This is a genomic window from Streptomyces lomondensis (assembly GCF_014651035.1).
GTDB classification, from domain to species: Bacteria; Actinomycetota; Actinomycetes; order Streptomycetales; family Streptomycetaceae; genus Streptomyces; species Streptomyces lomondensis.
Map to the genome: position 1 here is coordinate 1,013,671 of NZ_BMWC01000001.1, position 17,961 is coordinate 1,031,631.

The following is a 17,961-nucleotide window of genomic DNA, read 5'->3' on the forward strand; positions in this document are numbered from 1 at the left end:
CGGGAAATGGAAGACTGGTTTCTGTGAGCACCACCGGATCCCAGCGCCCCGCCCAGGTCAGCGCCGCCCGCCGCCGTACCGTCATCGACGCGCTGCGGCGCGGCGCCGTGCCCGAGAGCGGGCTCGATCTGCTGGCCACCGGACTCGGCCGGTTCGAAGCGGCCCTCGACGCGGAGCTGGACGCCGTCGCGTCCGGCGGGTCCGTGTTCAAGGCCGTGCGGGGTGAGTACGGGTCCGGCAAGACGTTCTTCACCCGCTGGCTGGGGGAGCGGGCCAAGCGCCGGAACTTCGCCGTGGCCGAGATCCAGATCTCGGAGAACGAGACACCGCTGCACAAGCTCGAGACGGTCTACCGGCGGCTCACCGAACGCCTCACCACCTCCAGCTTCCCGCCCAGCGCCCTGCGGCCCGTGGTCGACGCCTGGTTCTACGCCCTGGAGGAGGACGCCCTCGCGGCCGGCGCGACCGAGGACGAGCTGCCGGGTGAGGTGGAGAAGCTGCTCGTCGCGCGGCTCGCCGAGGTGTCCCGGCATGCCCCGGCCTTCGCCACCGCGCTGCGCGGCTACCGGGCCGCCCTCGCGGCCGGCGACGAGGCAACCGCCGCGGCCGTCCTGGCGTGGCTCGGCGGCCAGCCGCACGTCGCGGCCTCCGCCCGCAGGTCCGCCGGGGTGCGCGGCGACCTCGACCACTTCGGCGCCCTCGGCTTCCTGCAGGGGCTCCTCACCGTGCTGCGCGACTCCGGGCACACCGGGCTCTTCGTCGTCCTCGACGAGGTGGAGACGCTTCAGCGGGTCCGTTCGGACGCCCGGGACAAGGCGCTCAACGCGCTGCGGCAGCTCATCGACGAGGTGCACTCGGGCCGCTTCCCCGGCCTGTACCTCGTCATCACGGGCACGCCCGCCTTCTACGACGGTCAGCAGGGTGTGCAGCGGCTGGCCCCGCTCGCCCAGCGGCTCGCCACCGACTTCACCACCGACCCCCGCTTCGACAACCCCCGCGCAGTGCAGATCAGGCTTCCCGGTTTCGACCAGGAGTCCCTGGTCGGCCTCGGTATCACCATCCGGGACCTGTACGCGGATGCCGCCGCGTCGCCCGAGCGCGTGCGGACGGTCGTCGACGACGCCTACGTCGCGGACCTCGCGAAGGCCGTCGGCGGGGCGCTGGGCGGGAAGGTCGGGGTGGCTCCCCGCCTGTTCCTGAAGAAGCTCGTGGGGGACGTGCTCGACCGCGTCGACCAGTTCAACGACTTCGACCCCCGGCAGCACTACCGGCTGACCGTCGCGAGCAGCGAACTCACCGACGTGGAGCGGAACCTGGCCGCCACGGTCTCCGGTGGCTCCGGCGGCTCTGCCTCGGCCGACGACATCGACCTGGAGCTGTGATGGCGGCGGAGGCGGGGAGCCCGGCCGGTACGGGCCCGGGTGAGGACGGGGCCGACGTACTCGACCGGCTCGACCCCGTCGTCCTGCACCACATCGTCAACACCCTCGGCTGGCCCGACTTGCGCCCCCTCCAGCGGGCGGCGATCACGCCGCTCATGGACGGGCAGGACGCCGTGCTGCTGGCGCCGACAGCGGGCGGCAAGACCGAGGCGGCCTGCTTCCCGCTGCTGTCGGCCATGGCTGAGCAGGGGTGGACCGGTACCTCGGTGCTGTACCTGTGCCCGCTCAAGGCACTTCTCAACAACCTGGTCGGCCGCGTCGACGCGTACGCCCAGTGGCTGGGGCGGCGCGCGGCGCTCTGGCACGGCGACACCAAGGAGTCGCAGCGGCAGCGCATCCGTACCGAGGCGCCGGACATTCTGCTCACGACCCCCGAGTCCCTCGAGGCGATGCTCATCGGCGTCAAGACCGACCACGCTCGCCTGCTCGGCGGTGTGCGGGCCGTCGTCGTCGACGAGGTGCACGCCTTCGCGGGTGACGACCGGGGATGGCACCTGCTCGCCGTGCTCGAACGGCTGGAGAGGGTCACCGGGCGGCCCATCCAGCGCATCGGGCTCTCGGCGACCGTCGGTAACCCGGCTCAGCTGCTGCACTGGCTGCAAGGCGCGGGTGCCGAAAGCCGTGCCGGACAGGTCGTCGCCCCGGGAGTGCAGTTGCCGCCCGCTTCAGACGGAGCCGGACACCCCGACAGGGCCCCTGCCGCCCGACTCCGCAGGCCCGCGGGAGAGGTGGAACTCGACTACGTCGGCTCCCTCGACAACGCCGCCAAACTCATCGCCGCCCTGCACGGCGGAGAGAAACGGCTCGTCTTCTGCGACTCCCGCCGCCAGGTCGAGGAGCTGGGCGCCGCGCTCCGGGCCCGCGAGGTGACCGTCTTCCTGTCCCACGCCTCCCTCTCCGTCGACGAACGCACCCGTTCCGAGCAGGCTTTCGCCGAGGCACGCGACTGCGTCATCGTCTCCACCTCCACCCTTGAACTCGGCATCGACGTCGGTGACCTGGACCGCGTCATCCAGATCGACTCACCGGCCTCCGTCGCCTCGTTCCTGCAGCGCATCGGCCGCACCGGCCGACGCCCCGGCAGCGTACGCAACTGCCTGTTCCTCACCACCCGCAAGGAGACGCTGCTGCAGGCGGCGGGTCTGCTGCTGCTGTGGTCGCGGGGCTGGGTGGAGCCGGTCGTGCCCCCGCCCGAGCCGCGCCACCTCGTGGCCCAGCAACTGCTCGCCGTCACCCTGCAACAGCACAAGCTCGGCGACCAGTTGTGGGACCGGCAGTGGAACGGACTCGCCCCCTTCGACCGGTCCGCCGCCCCGATCCTGCGCTTCCTCACCGACGAGGGGTTCCTCGACACCGACGGCGGCATGCTGTTCGTCGGCCCCGAGGCGGAACGCCGTTTCGGCAAGCGGCACTTCATCGAACTCACCGCGTCCTTCACCGCGCCACCGCAGTTCACCGTCCTGTCCGGGCGCACGGAGATCGGCCGCACCGACCCGAGCGTGCTCACCGAGGAACGTCCCGGGCCGCGACGACTGCTGCTCGGCGGACGCAGCTGGCAGGTCACGTACATCGACTGGCTGCGCAAACGGGTCTTCGTCGAGCCCGCCGACGGCGGCGGCATCGCCAAGTGGATGAACGGCGGCGTCGCCGGACTGTCGTACGCCCTGACACGTGCCATGCGCGAGGTGCTGCTGGGTACCGACCCGCCTGTCTCCCTCACCCGGCGTGCGGAGGCGTGCCTGGCCGAGCAGCGCGAGACCGATGCACCCGGCACCGTGCATCCCGGCGGCACGCTGATCACGCGCGTCGGCTCCGACGTCCGCTGGTGGACCTGGGCCGGTTACCGCGCCAACGCCACCCTGGCGGCCACCCTCCAGTCGGTGACCGCCCCCCTGCAACGGCCCACCGACAGCTGGTTGCGCCTGCGCGAGAACCTCACTCCGGCGGACTGGCGTGCGGCCCGTGAGAACGTCGGTGAAAATCTCGTCCTGCCTGACGTGGACCGTCGGGCCGTACGCGGCCTCAAGTTTTCCGCCGCCCTGCCGGAACGCCTCGCCGTGGCGACGGTGGCGGCCCGCTTGGCCGACTTCGAGAGCGCCCGCTCGGTGCTCCGTGAGTCGGTGCGCTTTCAGCACGACGGCTGAATCGGAAAAGCCGCCAAGGCCGCGGCAGACGGACGCCAGGCGTTACGCCCGCCCCAACTGCTCCGTCACTTCGCGGAGACATCTTCGAGCGCGTCGAGCGGACCGTCTGACCCCAACAGTGACCACGTCCCCGTCCCGGACCGCTTCAGGGCGGGGTGTCTCCTTACGTAGCCATCAAGGTAGCCACAGAAGCACCCTCCCTGCACGTTTGTGCGATTCCGCGCTGCGGCGACTCTCCCCGGCGTACAGCCCGACTCGTCTGCCGCTACCCGCGGCTTCGCCCTCCTGGCTCGGAGCCGCTGTTGCCTCCGGCAGCGCGGAGTCCGGCATACGCGGCAGCCCGCAATTCATCCGCGTTTCAGATGTTGGACGAGGTGCTGGAACACGCTCCAGGCGTGGGGGTCGGATCCGTCGCCCAGGAGGTAGTGGAGGGCGGGTCTGCCTTCGGGACCGAGCCGGGCGGGCAGGGGGCCGAGAGGTGGATGTCCGGCACGGGCCGGACCGATGGCGTCGGCCTCGTCGCTGCCGAGTGTGAACGCGACGGGAATGGGCGGGGCCTCGAAGGACGGCGGAACCGTGAGGTCGCGGCGGGCGGTGCGCAGTGCCGTGAGCAGGGTGACGAGGCCGTGCCGGTCGTCGAGCGCGGTCGCGAGTTCCTCGGCGGCGTCCAGGGGCGGTGCCTCGTCACAGCCGTAGCCGAGCGCGAGGGTGATGTCCTCCTCGACTCCTGCCGGTGTGCGGAGCACACGCATGGTGGCGAGGCTGGGCCGGTCGGGCTGTCCGAGGGCGATGAGCCAGGTGGGCCGGGGAGCGCGGGCGCGGGCCAGGTCGGTCAACTGGCGGGTTGACCAGGGCAGGTTGACCGGCTCGGCGGTGCTCCATCCCGCGGGCGGTGCGCCGGTCAGGTGCCGGAAGGCGGTTTCGAGGGCGCGGCCGAGGACGAGGTTCTCGTCGGCCGGGTGACGGGTGCGCAGGGTGAGGATCAGCTGGCGGTCACCGGTGTCGGGGGTGGGGGTGAATGCCTCGGCGACCCTGGTGGCGCCTTGCTCGCCGGGTACGGGGGTGAACGTGCCGTTCCTCCAGTGGAGTACGGCGCCGGACAGGCCGTCGTAGTAGCCGTGCTCGGGGTCCTGGACGACCCAGCGGTTGGGCAGGCCCCGTAGCGCTGTGCGGGTGGGGAGGGTGAGGCGTGCGGTGGGCGGCGTGACGATCTGCAGGGCGCGGTCGGCGCTCGTCGCGGCGCGCAGGGCGTCCGAGAGCCAGCTGGTCATGGCGATCAGGGGGCGGTCCTGGATGACCACGGCGGTGGTGGCGGTGAGGACGTCCACGGCAGGAGCGCCGGTTGCGGGGGCCGGGACCGCGGAGACGTCGGTGGTGAGGGGGACGACGTCGGTGGTGGCGGCCTCCGGCGGCCACACCGTCCCGCCCAGCACGGTGGCCAGGCGTCCGGCGAAGGAGCCCGCGAGTCGTCCGGCTTCGGCGACGGCGGTCGAGGCTCGGGCCTCGGTCCACCACACGGGCCCTTCCTCGACCGCGTGGTCCAGCAGGCGACTGGTCTCGCCCGGGACCTGGACGAGGATGGGCGCCTCCACCGAGACGAGGGGACGGCCGTCGGGACCGCAGAGCTGGACGACCGCGCCGTCGGCCGTGGTGTTCACGCCGAGGTCGGGGCCGCCGGCGAAGAGGCCCGCGAGCAGGGTGGGCAGGTCCGGCATCCGGGGGGTGAGGGCGATGACGTCCTTGGTCACGGGCCTTCTTCATCTGCGAGGGCGGTCTGGATGAGCTGGTGCGGGCGTCCGCGGCGCACGAGTGTGCCCCGGCCGGGCGGCTGCCGGGACGCGTACAGGCCGGGGAAGAGCTGGCCTTCGGTGCGGTCGCCGGTCATGACGAGTGCGGTGCTGCCGGTTTCGCGCAGGGTGGTCAGCAGGGGCTCGTAGAGCGCGCGGGAGGCACCTGCGGCGCGGCGGGCGATGACGAAGTGCAGGCCGATGTCCTGTGCGGAGGAGACGTACGGCAGGAAGGGGGCCAGGGGCTGTTGGCCGGCCGTGGTGAGGATGTCGTAGTCGTCGACCAGGATGACGATGCGGGGCCCGGTGAAGGCGGGCTCGCCGGCCTCCGGAGTGTCGGGATCCGCCGTCTCCGGCAGGCGTTTCTCCAGCTCTGTCGCGATGCCGGTGGACAGTGCGCCCGCGAGCCTGGCGTTGTGGGCGTAGCCGCCCCGATAGGGCTCGGGGACCACGCCGCGCAGGCCGCGGCGGGGGTCGTAGACGCCGAAGACGAGCTCCTTGTCGCTGTGTCGCCGGACGAGCTGGGTGGCGATGAGCTTCAGCAGGTTCGTCTTGCCGCACTCGTTGTCGCCGAGGATCAGCAGGTGCTGGTCGGTGCCGAACAGGTCCAGCAGGACAGGCGAGAGGCTCTCCTGGTCGACACCGACAGGGAGCATCGCCGGTTCGGCGGCCGGCGCGGGCAGCTCGGCTGCGGACAGGCGCGTGGGCAGTACCCGTACGGGTGGGGCGAGTTCGCCGTGCCAGGAAGCGCGGATGGTGCGGGCGGTGCGTTCGAGGACCGGCCCCAGATCACCCGTCTCCGGCCGGTTGTCGATGCGAGGCAGCGCGACCTGCGCGAACAGCTTGCCGTCGGTCAGGACGCGGCCGGGGGTGTCGGGGGCGAGGGTCTCGGACAGTTTCCGGTCGATGGAGGAGTCGGCCGGGTCGTTCAGGCGCAGTTCGATGCGGGTGCCGAACATCGACTGGGTGGCGATGCGGACGTCGTTCCAGCGCAGCATGCCGGCCACGACGTGGATGCCGTAGCCGCCGCCGCGCTTGAGCAGGTCGGCCACCGCGTCGTCGAGGTCGGCGAACTCGTCGCGCAGCGCGCCGAAACCGTCGACGATCAGCACGATGTCGGTGGCGGCCGGCTCGGACAGCCGCCCTGCCGAGCGCAGTCGGCGCAGATGGTCGACGGAGTCGATGCCGTGCTCGCGGAACAGCTCCTCGCGCATCGCCAGCATGCCGTGCACCTCGGCGACCGTGCGGGCGGCCCGCTCGCGGTCGGCGCGGGAGGCGATGCCGCCGACGTGCGGCAGGCCGGAGAGAGCGGACAGGCCGCCGCCTGCCAGGTCGAGGCCGTACACGGCGACGTCGTACGGGGTGTGGGTGAGGGCCAGGGAAAGGGCGAGGGTGCGCAGGAGGGTGGTCTTGCCCGACTGCGGGCCGCCGATGACGGCCGCGTGTCCGCCGGCGACGGTCAGGTCCAGCTGCCACGGCTGCTGCCACTGCCGGGCCGGGTCGTCCAGGACGCCGAGCGGGACGCTCATCGGGCCGCTCGTGTGGGTGAGGCGCACGCCGTCCGTGCCGGCTCGGAGGGGGCCCGCGGCCGTGTCGAGGGTGGTGGCATCGGGCAGCGGGGGCAGCCAGATGCGTCGTACGGGCGGCGCCCCCGTTTCGAGTTGGCCGACCATGACGGACAGGACGGTCGGGCCGGTTTCCCGCTGGGTGGCGACGGGCTCCTCCACCGCCTCGGTCTCCTGAGGGGTGTTGTACGCCGGATAGAGGCGGGTGAGTGGCTCGTCGTCGTTCTGGTCGCGCTGCGCCGGTCCATGGTAGGGACCCGAGACGTATCCGGCCTTGAAGCGCTCATAGGTGGAGGTGTCGACCTTGAGGTAGCCGAAGCCCGGCAGCGGCGGGAGGTGGAAGGCGTCGGTGGTGTCGAGGACGGTGCGGGACTCGTCGGCGGAGAAGGTGCGCAGGCCGAGCCGGTAGGAGAGGTAGGTGTCCAGGCCCTTGAGCTTGCCGCCCTCGATGCGCTGGCTCGACAGCAGCAGGTGAACGCCGATGGAGCGGCCGATACGCCCGATGGACGGGAACAGGTCGATGAAGTCCGGTTTGGCGGTGATGAGTTCGCCGAACTCGTCGATGACGACGAACAGGTGGGGGAGGGGCTCGAGAATCCGGGCGCTGCCTGCCGCGCAGTGCGGCGTAGTGGCCGATGTCGGCGATGTTCCCGGCGTCCTTGAGGACCTGCTGGCGGCGTTTGACCTCGCCGGCCAGGCTGGCGTGGACGCGTTCCACGAGCCCGGCCTGGTTCTCCAGGTTGGTGATCACGCCGGCCACGTGGGGAAGTCCGGAGAAGGGGGCGAAGGTGGCGCCGCCCTTGTAGTCGACCAGGACCAGGGCCAGGTCCTCGGGCGAGTGGGTGGCGGCGAGCGCGAGGACGAGGGTGCGCAGCAGTTCGCTCTTGCCGGAGCCGGTGGCGCCCACGCACAGTCCGTGCGGGCCCATGCCGAGCTGTGAGGACTCCTTCAGATCCAGCAGCACCGGCTCGTGGCGGTCGGTGAGGCCGATGGGGACGCGCAGGAACTCCCGCTCGCTGCGGGGCGCCCACAGGCGGCGCAGGTCGAGGGCGGCCGGGTCGTCGATGCCCAGGAGCGCGGGGAAGTCGACCGGACCGGACACGGGCGTGCCCTCGGCCGCCGACTCGGCCGACAGCCGCAGGGGCGCGAGCATGCGGGCGATGCCCTCCGCACCGGCGGTGGTCACCGCGTCGACCGACCCACGGGCAGTGTTCCCGCGCAGGTCGTCCATGACGATCCGGTCGCCGTCGACGGTGATGCGCACGCTGACCTGGTCGGGCTCGTGCACCTGCTGCTCAAGCAGGTGCAGCACGGTGACCCCCATGTCCGGCAGCCCGATCGCCGAGTCGGGGCGCGGGAGTTCGGCCGCGGTGTCGCCGTACGAGTCGCTGATCACGAGCATGCGGGACGTCAGACGCAGTGCGTCCTTGGTCCGGCCGGACAGTCCGCGGCGCACCTCGGCCGCGTATGCGGCGCGCTGCCGCAGGTCCGGGGCGCACAGCCGGGCCAGCTCGGCCAGGTCGGGGGCCATACGGCGGGCGGGGACCGGTCCGTCGTACGTCTGTGGGTCCAGGATGTGGGGCAGCCACTTGGCCCAGGCCCACTCCGGCTCGTCGCGGGTGCCGAGGGCGACGGCGACGTCGTCCGGCGCGTGCGTCACGGCGGTCTGCAGCAGCAGTGCACGAGCGACCCGGAGGACCCCGTCCCGGTCACCGATGACGCTGACGTTCCCGGCCCGGTCCAGCGGCACGGTGAGCGGGAAGTCCGTGGCCGTGCCGAAGCGGCCCTGCAGGGCGCGGGCCTCGTTCAGCATGAACGGGTCCGGTGGGGTGAGAACACCGCCGGTGCTGTTCTGCTCGATGGCCGGCTCATGAGCCGGTACGTCACCGGTGCCGGCCCGCACCGAGAGGAAGTCGGCATCCGGGCGCCGCCGCTCCCACAACCTGGCCGGGTCCCGGACGAGGTCGTACAGAGCCTCGGGCGGCGGGTTCAGCTCGCGCGCCGCCTGCCGCCGCTCCCGCTCGGCGGCGCCCAGTTCCTCGCGCAGTTCCTCCAGGTACTCCAGATAGCGCTCACGCTGCACGCGCCGGGTGCGCTGTGCCCTGCCGCGCTGTGACAGGAACAGCGCCACCGCTCCGAACAGGGCGACGACCAGCACGATCGCACCGATCGCGGCGAACTGGCTGTTGCGGATGACCGTCATGAGTACGACCGAGCTGACGACACCGGCCATGGGCAGCAGCGCCGTGGCGGCGTTGCCGACCTTGCCCTCCGGGAGGTTCGGGGGCGCCTCGATCGTGCGGGGCGCGACGGGATCGAGGGGCCGGGTGCTGCGGGCGGGCCGGTGGATCACCTGCTGGGTCATCGCACCCTCACCGCCCGCTGCATCGCCTCGGCCGCCAGGCGGACGGCGGCGTCCCGGGTGCTCCGGCCCAGCATGGCGGTGTGGATGGGGCCTCCTTGGGCGAGATGACGGTCGTAGGGCAGCAGGACGACGGGCACGCCGGGTTCCCGCAGGTGCGCGGCGGCCGTCTTCGGGTCGAGGGTGGTGTCGGGGGCGTTCGCGCTGAGGGCGACCACGGTGGTCGCCAGAGCGGAGTGCGGCAACTGGCCCAGCCAGTCGAGGACCTGGCGCGTCCCGTGGATGCCCTCGGCGGTCATCGGGGCGACGACGACTCGTGCGTGGGCGGTGTCCATCGCCGTACGCGCCACCTCGCCGGGCAGGGTCTCGCAGTCCACCACCGTCACCGCGAAGTACCGGCGCAGGGCCAGCGTCACCGTCCGGTAGGTGCGCAGGTCCATGGGGGCCCCGACCCGGCCCTGGCTCGCGGGCAGCAGCCAGCCGCCGTCGGCCACCGGCACCAGGTAGCCGGTGATGTCCGTGAGCTGCATCGCGGGCGTCAGGATCCGGGCGAGGTCGGCGCAGCACCAGCGCACCGTGTCCGCGCCCATCCGCACCGGGAGCGTGCCGAGGGCCGCGTCCGCCTCCAGGGTGAGCACCGGATCGTGCCGGTAGTGGTTGAAGGTACGGCCGAGCAGCGCGGAGACCGTCGACTTGCCGACACCGCCGCGGATCGAGGTGACGGCGATGACCCGCCCGGTGGTGACGGGCTGCTGCAACTCCTGTGCGAGGCGGGTCTGTTCGGCGACCTCCTGGGTGGCGGAGGCGGTGAGGCGGCGCAGGGAGGCTCCGGCGCGCCGTGCGGCCGAGTCACCGTGCTGCGGGCTGCCCAGGGCGATGGCGAGGCGGGGGTCGACAGTGGGGTGGGATTCGGGGGCCGGGGCGGGGACGTGAGGAGCACGCGTCCGGCGGGAGACCGGCGTCGGGGGAGGCGTGGGGGCAGGTGGTTCGGGAGCGGGTTCGGGAGCTGGTTCGGGAGCAGGTTCGGGAGCACCCTGGACTGCCGGCGGCTCGGGTACGGCAGGGGCAACCGGGCCCGGAACGCCGTCGCTGAGCTCATGCAGCACGTCGCGCTGCCAGTCCCCGCCTCCTGCCACGCCGGTCACCCTGCCCTAGGCGAAGGTGCCGAGCAGCCGCCCGTACACCCCGAACACGCCGAGCACCAACGGGAACAGGGCAATCACTGCCACGGACTCCAGCACGTCACCGGCCCGCCGCAGCCGCACCCGCACATGCTCGGCCGGCTCCACGGCCAGCACCACCAGAGGCACGACAGCGACGAACCCGAGCACGGCGACAGGACCTACGGCGGCCGAGGTGTGGTCACCCCACACCACCACGAGCCGCACCGCGACGACGGCCGCCGCGACGAGCAACACCACGACCTCCGCGGTGAGCGGAAAGGCACGCGCCCGCAAGGCGAGCACGACCATCACGACGATGGCGAGCGACACCGTCCACACCGACACCGCGCGCAGGACGAGCACGCCGGCCGCACCCGCGGAGGCGGCGAGAGCAACGGTGGCCAGCACCAGCCCACGGTGGGTGGCCGCGAGCGCCGTACCCACCTGATATCGGCTCACCGACACCCCGCCCGTACGCCGGTCGTCCAGCCCGGTCAGCCCGGACGCCATCAGCGCGAGCCGCGGCAGCATCCCGAGGACGACGACGGAGACGACGGCGAGCAACGCACCGACCCGCGCCTGCTGGGTAGCGGTCTGCGCCCCGCCCTGCAGCCCGAGGGCCGCTTCCCACACCACCAGGCAGCCGGCGACAGCCCCGGCGCCGATCAGCGCACCACGCCCCGACGGCGTGAACCATCCGGCGAGCAACAGCGCGAGCGTCACGCCACCCGCGACACCCGCCAGCCGCACCGCACCGTCCCAGCCGTAGGCATCGGCACAGGTCCAGGTGCCCAGGACGGCCAGTGCGGCGGCCGTGACGATCAGGGTGGCGGCGAGCGCGTGCCGCCGGGCGCGCCCGAGGAGGACACCGGCTACGGCGCATCCCAGGGCAGCGGCGAGAAGACCCGCACCGACTGCGGACAAGGCGAACTGGCCCCGGGCCAGAATTCCGGCGGCCAAGGCCCACAGGACGGTCGCACACCCGGCGACAACGCGCCGCACGGCAGGCCGCCACCGCCAGACCCGCAGGTCGAGATCGTCGGCGACTTCGTCGGTGACGTCATGGACGACGGGCGCGGAAGGGGCATCCTCCACCCGCACCAGCCGCAGCACGGCACCGTCGGCCACACCGGCCGACTCCAGGGTGCTGTCGTGCGCCAGCGCGGACCCCTCCGGGGTGACCAGATGCCGCAACTCGGGCCGGGCCCCCACCCGGTCGTCCAGGATTCGCATGACCTCCGGCAGCAGAACCCCGACGGGCTCCCGCGACGGCAGCACGAGGTCGACCCGACGCCGCTCACCGACCAGGGTGATCCGGCTCAGCGCCGTACGGCTGTTGGTCGCCGAACGACTCAAGGACCCGTGGACATCACGTGTTCGAACCTATCACCGAGAAGGAGAGACAGAAGGGGCGGAAGTGGTGGGGGCCTCCTGCCCCGAGGACGGCACAGACGCGCCGTACGGGCTCTTCCCGATGACCCTGTGCGACACGAACGACCACCCCACACACCCGGCACACACCACGGCCGCGATCACTACCCCGGCGAACACCTTCCCCACCCGCTCGTCGAGCGACCGCCGCTGCCGCTGCCCGCCGAAGAGGAGAGCGTCGCGGAGGCGACGGCGGCGGACGGAGACCGACTCGAGGAGCTGGCTGTCGTAGTCCTGGGCCGTCACGTGTCGACCTCGCCCACCCAGCCGAACTGCACAAGCTCCTTGGGCAGGTACTCGGACTCGACCTCGATCGGTATGCCTGCGTCGTGTGCCATACAGGCGATGGCGAGAGGGCCCAGCGCCACCAGACCGTCCCCATTCAGGGAACGGGTTTTGTCAGCGGTCCAGTACTCCTTGTGCCAGGTGAGAGCGTCGACCAGCGCCACGTTGAACTGCGCGGCGTCCTGGCGCTGGTAGCGATGGAAAAGCTCAAGGGGCGGGTAGAGGATCTTCAGCATCAGCTCTTGGTCGGCAATCCGCACGGCGTCGGGAGCGGTGCCGTTCACGGCGGTGACCAGCGTGTCCCACATCTCCCGTCGCCGGAACCAGGCGTGCTGCAGGGTCTCCACCCAGGCGTAGATGTATTCGTCGAATTCCACGCCGGACGCGCGGAGGAACGAGACGGGTACCTGGGCCAGCCGATTGAGGCGATCGTTTTCCCTGCAGATCGCCGCCAGATAGTAGGTGGTAAGCCAATTTCCGGCATGCAGGTACTCCTGGGGGCCCGTGGCGGGGAGGCTCTTCACCTCTCCATCCACGCCGATGCGGCAGGTAACGGGCCCTTGGGTCGCCATGCCTGCGTCGAAGAGGGCGCAGCCCACCTGCATGGCGGTAACCCATGCCTCCCATGTGGCGAACGTCTCTGCGGTGGGGTCCGTCAGGCAGCGCCACTTCGCCACAGTCAGTGTGTAGTCCAAGGCATCGAAGCGGTCGAACTCCGACGTCTCGAGCTCGTCGAGCACCTCCTCCGCGCTCTTGACGATGGGAGCGATGGCTTCGGCAACGTCTCCCGTGCGAAAGTCATGGCGCGGGATGCGGGTGACCACTAGCTCTCCTCCGGCTAGATCTTGAAGTAGTCGAACATAGCACCAGCGTAGGAGGAACCATCCGGCTTTCGGGCCTTGACCAGGGCGTACTGCAGTTTTCCGGTCTTGAGGGCTTGGCGGAGATCTGCCGCGATCTCGGCGTCCCGCCCACCGCGCCGTGTCATCAGGCCAAGGATCGATCGAACGTACAGCCTGGTGCCTTGCTTGACCCTCATGCCCTGGGCTCCGCCGTCGTCACCGACGCGGGGGTTCGCCGGGTCTTCCGGGTCGGCGACACCTCGGCGCCAGTCCAGATCCCCTGAGGGAGCCTTCGCCTCGACTATGAGGTATTGGCCGTCACCGAGCTCGTAGACCTTGTCGAACATGTCGGCGCCGGTGGGCGTCTTCGGGAGTTTGATCTCCTTGGCATGGGGAAACTCGTGCGGTACCACGTGGAGATCAGCGGACTTTTCTCCGAGCGCCTCGGGGATCTTGCTGTTGTTGGGCACATCGCCGAGTTGGTCGGCATAGGCCTTCTGTGCTTTTGCGAGGGCCTCGTGCGCTGCGGGGGTGGGAGTCTCCTTGTAGGCCTTTTCCGCATTGGTGAGGTCCAGCGCCACCTTACGATTCTTCGCGGCAGCGTCGAGCTCTGGCAGATTGCCCTCGGGGACCGTGTCAGGCCCGAGGGGCTTTGACCCGAACTTGGTTTCCGAAGGGCCGCTCGGCATGTCGTACTTCGCGATCCACTCGCCGTTGGGGAGCTGCGTGATGATCGGTAGCTCGACGCCGTTGACCTTTGTTTTCGTGCTCAGGCGGTGTCCGCGGGCGTCGTAGTACAGCTTGCGCCAGTCCGGGTCGTTGGCCTTCCTGACGAGTTCGTCCTGTCTACGCTTCCGCTCCTCGGGAGTGAGTTCCTGGTCGCCGGTATTGTCACGTCCGTCCGTTCCGTGACCGTCGGACCTGGCTGCCTCATTGCCGAGTCGTCCGCCGTCACCGGCTTCGCCCAAGTTGCCCGAGCCGCCGGACAAGTGTGATGTCTCAGTTCCGCTCCCGCGCGTAGCATCACCGCCGACGCCTGATCCGTTACCACTGCCGGAAGCGGGGCGGCCCCCTCCCGAAGCAGAGGCCTGCGGCGATGGGCCCCTGCTGCCGGCGCCGACAAGTTGACGCTCCCCCGCAGGCGTCTGCTCCGGCGTGGCTTGCGAGGTGGCGGATCGTTCCTGCGTCGGTGCGTTGCTGACGACGTTGCCTTGTTTGTCGTAGGCGATGAACTCGCCGTTCTCGATGACGACCTTGGAGCCGTCGTCGAGTTCCAGAACGCTGTGCGGAGCGCGCAGGTCGGGGATGTCGTTCACGCCGCGCAGATTGTGCGTCACCCGGGCGATGGTGGGTACGGCATGCCCGGTCACCTTGACCGCCGCGCCGAGTGGGTCGATGATCTCGCCGACCTTCGCGACCGTGGCAGCGGTCTTGGCCGCCGCGCCGGCCTTGCCCGCCGAGGCTGCCTTGAGCGGGCCGACACCGAGGGTGAGTCCGTTGAAGACGACGGTGGCCGCGGCGCGGGACGGGTTCTCTTCCCACATGTCCCAGGCGACGAAGCCCTTGGCGAACTCCTTGGCGTACTCCTTGCTGTCCTGCGCGAAGTCGGACGCGAAGATCCCGGTCGGCTTCCGGCCGCCGGACTCCATGAGGTAGGTCTCCGCCCCGACCACCGCCCGGACCAGGCCTTCCCAGGCCTGGCCCGCACTGTCCGAGCCGTGGAACCCGGCGAGGGTCGCGAGGCCGTCGATGGTGCCCCAGACGTTGTCGACGATGATCCCGTCCCAGAAGAAGCTCTTGGCGTAGTAGCCGAGGTCGTCCGGGTCCCACCAGTCGTGGGACTGGGTGACGGGCGTGCCCCAGGGCAGCTCCTTGGCCTGGTCCAGCACTTCGGCGCTGTAGCCGTAGAGCTCCGCGCCTCGCGGCGTGAACTGCTTCGCGCCGGTGTTCATCACGTACTGGGTACCGCCCACCAGTGCCGTGATCTTGTTGTTGCAGGCGATCTCGGCTGCGGTGAACGCCGCCTGCGCGACGGCCACGTCATGCATCAGGGCCTGGTGCTCCGAGACCTTGTCCGCGTCATCGGTCCAGTTCTCGTCGAACTCCCCGCTACTGGTCTTCAGCCCCGCCACGAACGTGGCCGCCTGGCTCTGCAACTGCTCCAACCGCTTCGCGATCGGCGCGACTTCGGCGGCGTATGTCCGCAGCGCGTCGGCCACCGTGGCGACCTTGTCCCCGAAGCTGTCGGCGGCGTCGCGTACCGGCTTCGTGGAGGCGAAGAGATCCTCCGCCTCCGGCGCCTGGTAGAAGGCCGACAGCCCCTGGAACTGCCGATGGGCCTCCGCCCCGGCCTGGCGGATGCCGTCCGCCTCGTCCCGCAGGGCGTCTGTGTGCTGTTCCAACTGGGCGAGATCGCCGGTGAACAGCGGAATGGACTCCGGCTTGATCACAGGCGGCCGGCCTTCCAGCCGTCCGGCATGTCGGGCCTGACCAGTCCGGCAGCCCGCCGCTGTACTTCCGCGGCCATCTCCAGGTCGCCGTCCCGGTACGCCACCGTGGCCTCCACCGCGCCGTTGACGGACTTGCCGACACGCACGCCGATGAACTTCAGCTCGTCCGCGGTGCCTTCCATGAACTCCGCGAGGGCGGCGGCAACCAGCCCGGTCTGTCCCTTGTGCTCACCGCCCGCCCCACCCGGAGCGAGCGTCCCGGCCGAGGTGGCCGCACCCTGCACGTCACCCGAGTACGCCTGGATGATCTCGTCCAGGACCTTCATGACGTCGCTCACGTTCGAGACCACACTCTGGACCCCGGACGGAGAGATGTCCCACGCCGGCATGCGTCAGCCCCCGTTTCCCTCTCCCTGCTACCGCTACCCGCTCCCGCTGACCGTCCGGCGTCAGCCGATGTTGTCGACGGCCGCCCGGGCCTTGGCCAGGGTCGTCTGAGCGGTCCCGTCGTTCTGCTCCATCGTCGTGCGGACGAGCCGGATGACCTCGCGGACCTCACCGGCGGCGCTGTGCCAGCGGTTCTCCTTGCCGTGGTACTCGTCGGCGACGCCGTCCGCGGTGAAGTCAGCCATCGCGGCCTTCACCGCGCGGTCGCGGTCGGCCAGTACCCGTTCCAGTTGCCCGATGACGGCGTGCAAGCTGATCTGAACCTCGCCGGACGCGTCGGTGTCGTACGAACGGCGGTCCTGGTTCTGCCCCATGGTCGGATTCCCCCTTGAAAACGGTGACGGTGACTTCGGCTGCCGGGGGCCTGCGCGCCGCCGTGGTTACCGTGCGCCGAAGCGAGCCGCGTCGAAGTTGGCGGCACCCATGTTCTGGTGGGCGTTGTCCTCCAACTCCACGTCACCGGTCCCGAACGCGGTGTCCATGCCCGACTGGCCGCCCAGGATCGCGCTCAGCGAACTGTTCAGAGCAGCCGTGATCTCGTCGGCGTTCAGCTTGAAGGTGTCGAACGCGGCCTTGCCCGCACCGTTGAACTTCCCCTCCAACGGTTCCGCCGCCTGGATCAACCACTTGATCAGCGTGCCCAGATCCTCACTCGAGCCGACCGTGCTCTTCCCGAGATCCGACAGGGTCGTCGACCCCATGTCGAACTTCATCAACCCACCCCCGTAAGCGTGTTGCGCAGTGGCCTTGCGCGATCACTGCAGCGTACTCACACGTCACGTGTGACTCACAGTTCGTCGAACATCCTTACGTACCTGGCATTGCAGGCGCAACGCGGATGAGCCCGGAGTGGCTTGATCCAGGGTCAGCCAGGCGAATTCTCGGACGTTGGCGGTGTGCCGCCGCACGTCGGCCCCGGCCACGACGTCGTGGCGGGCCGAATGCGCGACGACCGGCCCTCACGGCCAGAGTGGCCATGGCAGCGTTGGCGTCACCACCGATCACGGCGCCGATACCGAACGGTGCCACTCGACCGAGAACGATGATTCCCTGCTTGGTCCCCGTACTTCGTGATGAAGTTCTTCCCCAAGATCTTGTTGATCTGACGCAACGTCTCGACCGGAACCTTGGCGACAACCATCACGATCGTTCGGCGGCGCTCGATCTCGTCGATGGGGACTCCGTGGACTTCGGCGAGCGAAAGCGCGAAGAGGGCGCTCAACTCAAGAGACGAGAGAGTCTCGCCCACCGACAGCGCCAGTGCGACTCCCGTACCTCCGGGTTCCGCTGGCGGGCCCGAACGATGTTCTTGCGCACCAGTAGGCTCTGGCTGTCGATTGCCTTGTCCAGCAGGTCGAGGACTCGCTGCCCACGTGCGCCTGGTTCCGGAACCGGTCCGTCGTAGGCACCTGTTGCCATGCCTTGAGCTCCTTAGGTCGTTACGTCCCGACTAAGCTTCCGCCGTGAACGACACCACATACGGCATACGGATCAGACCGGGCATCCTGGCTGACACACAGGCCGTGCTGGACATGCTCGACTCCGCGGTGGTCTGGATGAACGATCGCGGCAACATCGAGCAGTGGGGCACGACACCGTATTCGCAGAAGCCCGGCGGGGTGGCGCGGGTCGAGCGGTACATGACTGAGAACTCCCCATACATCGCGGAGTTGGGCGGAACACCTGTCGGAGCCCTGGTGCTGGACTCCGGGCCCAGCCCCCAGATGCCGATCGCGCCAGCCGAGGAACCCGAGCGGTACGTCCGGCTGCTGGTCTCCGACCGACGGCATGCCGGTCTGGGCATCGGGGCGGCGCTGTTGGCCCATGCCGCCGAGGAAACCCGGCGGGCCGGCGTGGAGTTGCTGCGGGTCGACTGCTGGGCGGGCGGCGGGGGCGAACTGGTCGCGTTCTACGAGCGCAACGGTTTCACGCCCACCGACCGCTTCCTGTCCGAGTCCTGGCCGGGGCAGGTGCTGTCCCGGCGGGTCGGCTGACGGCGCGGGCAGGGCGTCGGCGACGGGCTTGTCCGGCAGGTCCGGAACG

12 protein-coding genes and 1 pseudogene are annotated in these 17,961 nt (G+C 70.5%); 3 read left to right on the top strand and 10 right to left on the bottom strand.

Features of this window, described 5'->3' with window-relative positions; all coding sequences use genetic code 11:
- Positions 1–23 precede the first annotated feature (23 nt).
- Positions 24–1,382, top strand: a complete 1,359-nt coding sequence (gene brxD / locus IE255_RS04395; RefSeq protein WP_190048748.1) for a BREX system ATP-binding protein BrxD — start codon at positions 24–26, stop codon at positions 1,380–1,382.
- Complete coding sequence (locus IE255_RS04400) at positions 1,382–3,586, top strand: DEAD/DEAH box helicase (protein WP_190048749.1); 2,205 nt, start codon at positions 1,382–1,384, stop codon at positions 3,584–3,586. Before brxD ends, IE255_RS04400 begins: the two co-directional genes overlap by 1 nt.
- A 347-nt stretch (positions 3,587–3,933) precedes the next feature.
- Here IE255_RS04400 and IE255_RS04405 read toward each other — a convergent pair whose 3' ends face one another.
- The 10 genes and pseudogenes from IE255_RS04405 to IE255_RS04445 form a co-directional block, all read right to left on the bottom strand.
- Positions 3,934–5,334, bottom strand: a complete 1,401-nt coding sequence (locus IE255_RS04405) for a DUF6177 family protein (RefSeq protein WP_190048750.1) — start codon at positions 5,332–5,334, stop codon at positions 3,934–3,936.
- Positions 5,331–9,303: pseudogene (gene eccCa / locus IE255_RS04410) on the bottom strand (type VII secretion protein EccCa). Before eccCa ends, IE255_RS04405 begins: the two are co-directional and overlap by 4 nt.
- Positions 9,300–10,436 carry a CpaE/TadZ family protein gene (locus IE255_RS04415; RefSeq protein ID WP_190048751.1) on the bottom strand — a complete coding sequence of 379 codons (1,137 nt, stop codon included), beginning with the start codon at positions 10,434–10,436 and terminating at the stop codon, positions 9,300–9,302. Before IE255_RS04415 ends, eccCa begins: the two are co-directional and overlap by 4 nt.
- 15 nt (positions 10,437–10,451) lie before the next feature.
- Complete coding sequence (gene eccD / locus IE255_RS04420) at positions 10,452–11,819, bottom strand: type VII secretion integral membrane protein EccD (RefSeq protein WP_190048752.1); 1,368 nt, start codon at positions 11,817–11,819, stop codon at positions 10,452–10,454.
- 30 nt (positions 11,820–11,849) lie between these two features.
- Positions 11,850–12,140 carry a hypothetical protein gene (locus tag IE255_RS39035; RefSeq protein ID WP_229906279.1) on the bottom strand — a complete coding sequence of 97 codons (291 nt, stop codon included), beginning with the start codon at positions 12,138–12,140 and terminating at the stop codon, positions 11,850–11,852.
- A complete protein-coding gene (locus IE255_RS04425) occupies positions 12,137–13,003 on the bottom strand; it encodes an immunity 49 family protein (RefSeq protein ID WP_190048753.1) in 867 nt (288 codons plus the stop codon). Before IE255_RS04425 ends, IE255_RS39035 begins: the two co-directional genes overlap by 4 nt.
- Before the next feature lie 14 nt (positions 13,004–13,017).
- Complete coding sequence (locus IE255_RS04430; protein ID WP_190048754.1) at positions 13,018–15,471, bottom strand: hypothetical protein; 2,454 nt, start codon at positions 15,469–15,471, stop codon at positions 13,018–13,020.
- Positions 15,468–15,860, bottom strand: a complete 393-nt coding sequence (locus tag IE255_RS04435) for a DUF6507 family protein (RefSeq protein ID WP_267974779.1) — start codon at positions 15,858–15,860, stop codon at positions 15,468–15,470. Before IE255_RS04435 ends, IE255_RS04430 begins: the two co-directional genes overlap by 4 nt.
- A 60-nt stretch (positions 15,861–15,920) precedes the next feature.
- Entirely contained in the window at positions 15,921–16,232 is a 312-nt protein-coding gene (locus IE255_RS04440) for a pore-forming ESAT-6 family protein (protein WP_190048755.1), read from the bottom strand.
- A 66-nt stretch (positions 16,233–16,298) separates the two neighbouring features.
- The gene (locus tag IE255_RS04445) at positions 16,299–16,631 is read right to left on the bottom strand and encodes a hypothetical protein (protein WP_190048756.1); all 333 of its coding nucleotides are present in this window, start codon (positions 16,629–16,631) and stop codon (positions 16,299–16,301) included.
- Positions 16,632–17,381: 750 nt separating this feature from the next.
- Here IE255_RS04445 and IE255_RS04450 point away from each other — a divergent pair.
- Entirely contained in the window at positions 17,382–17,912 is a 531-nt protein-coding gene (locus IE255_RS04450) for a GNAT family N-acetyltransferase (protein WP_190048757.1), read from the top strand.
- Positions 17,913–17,961 lie beyond the last annotated feature (49 nt).

Coding starts and splice junctions, on each gene's coding strand:
- IE255_RS04400 (WP_190048749.1), top strand. CDS start 1,382: ATGGCGGCGGAGGCGGGGAGCCCGGCCGGTACGGGCCCGGGTGAGGAC.
- IE255_RS04435 (WP_267974779.1), bottom strand. CDS start 15,860: ATGCCGGCGTGGGACATCTCTCCGTCCGGGGTCCAGAGTGTGGTCTCG.
- IE255_RS04440 (WP_190048755.1), bottom strand. CDS start 16,232: ATGGGGCAGAACCAGGACCGCCGTTCGTACGACACCGACGCGTCCGGC.
- IE255_RS04445 (WP_190048756.1), bottom strand. CDS start 16,631: ATGAAGTTCGACATGGGGTCGACGACCCTGTCGGATCTCGGGAAGAGC.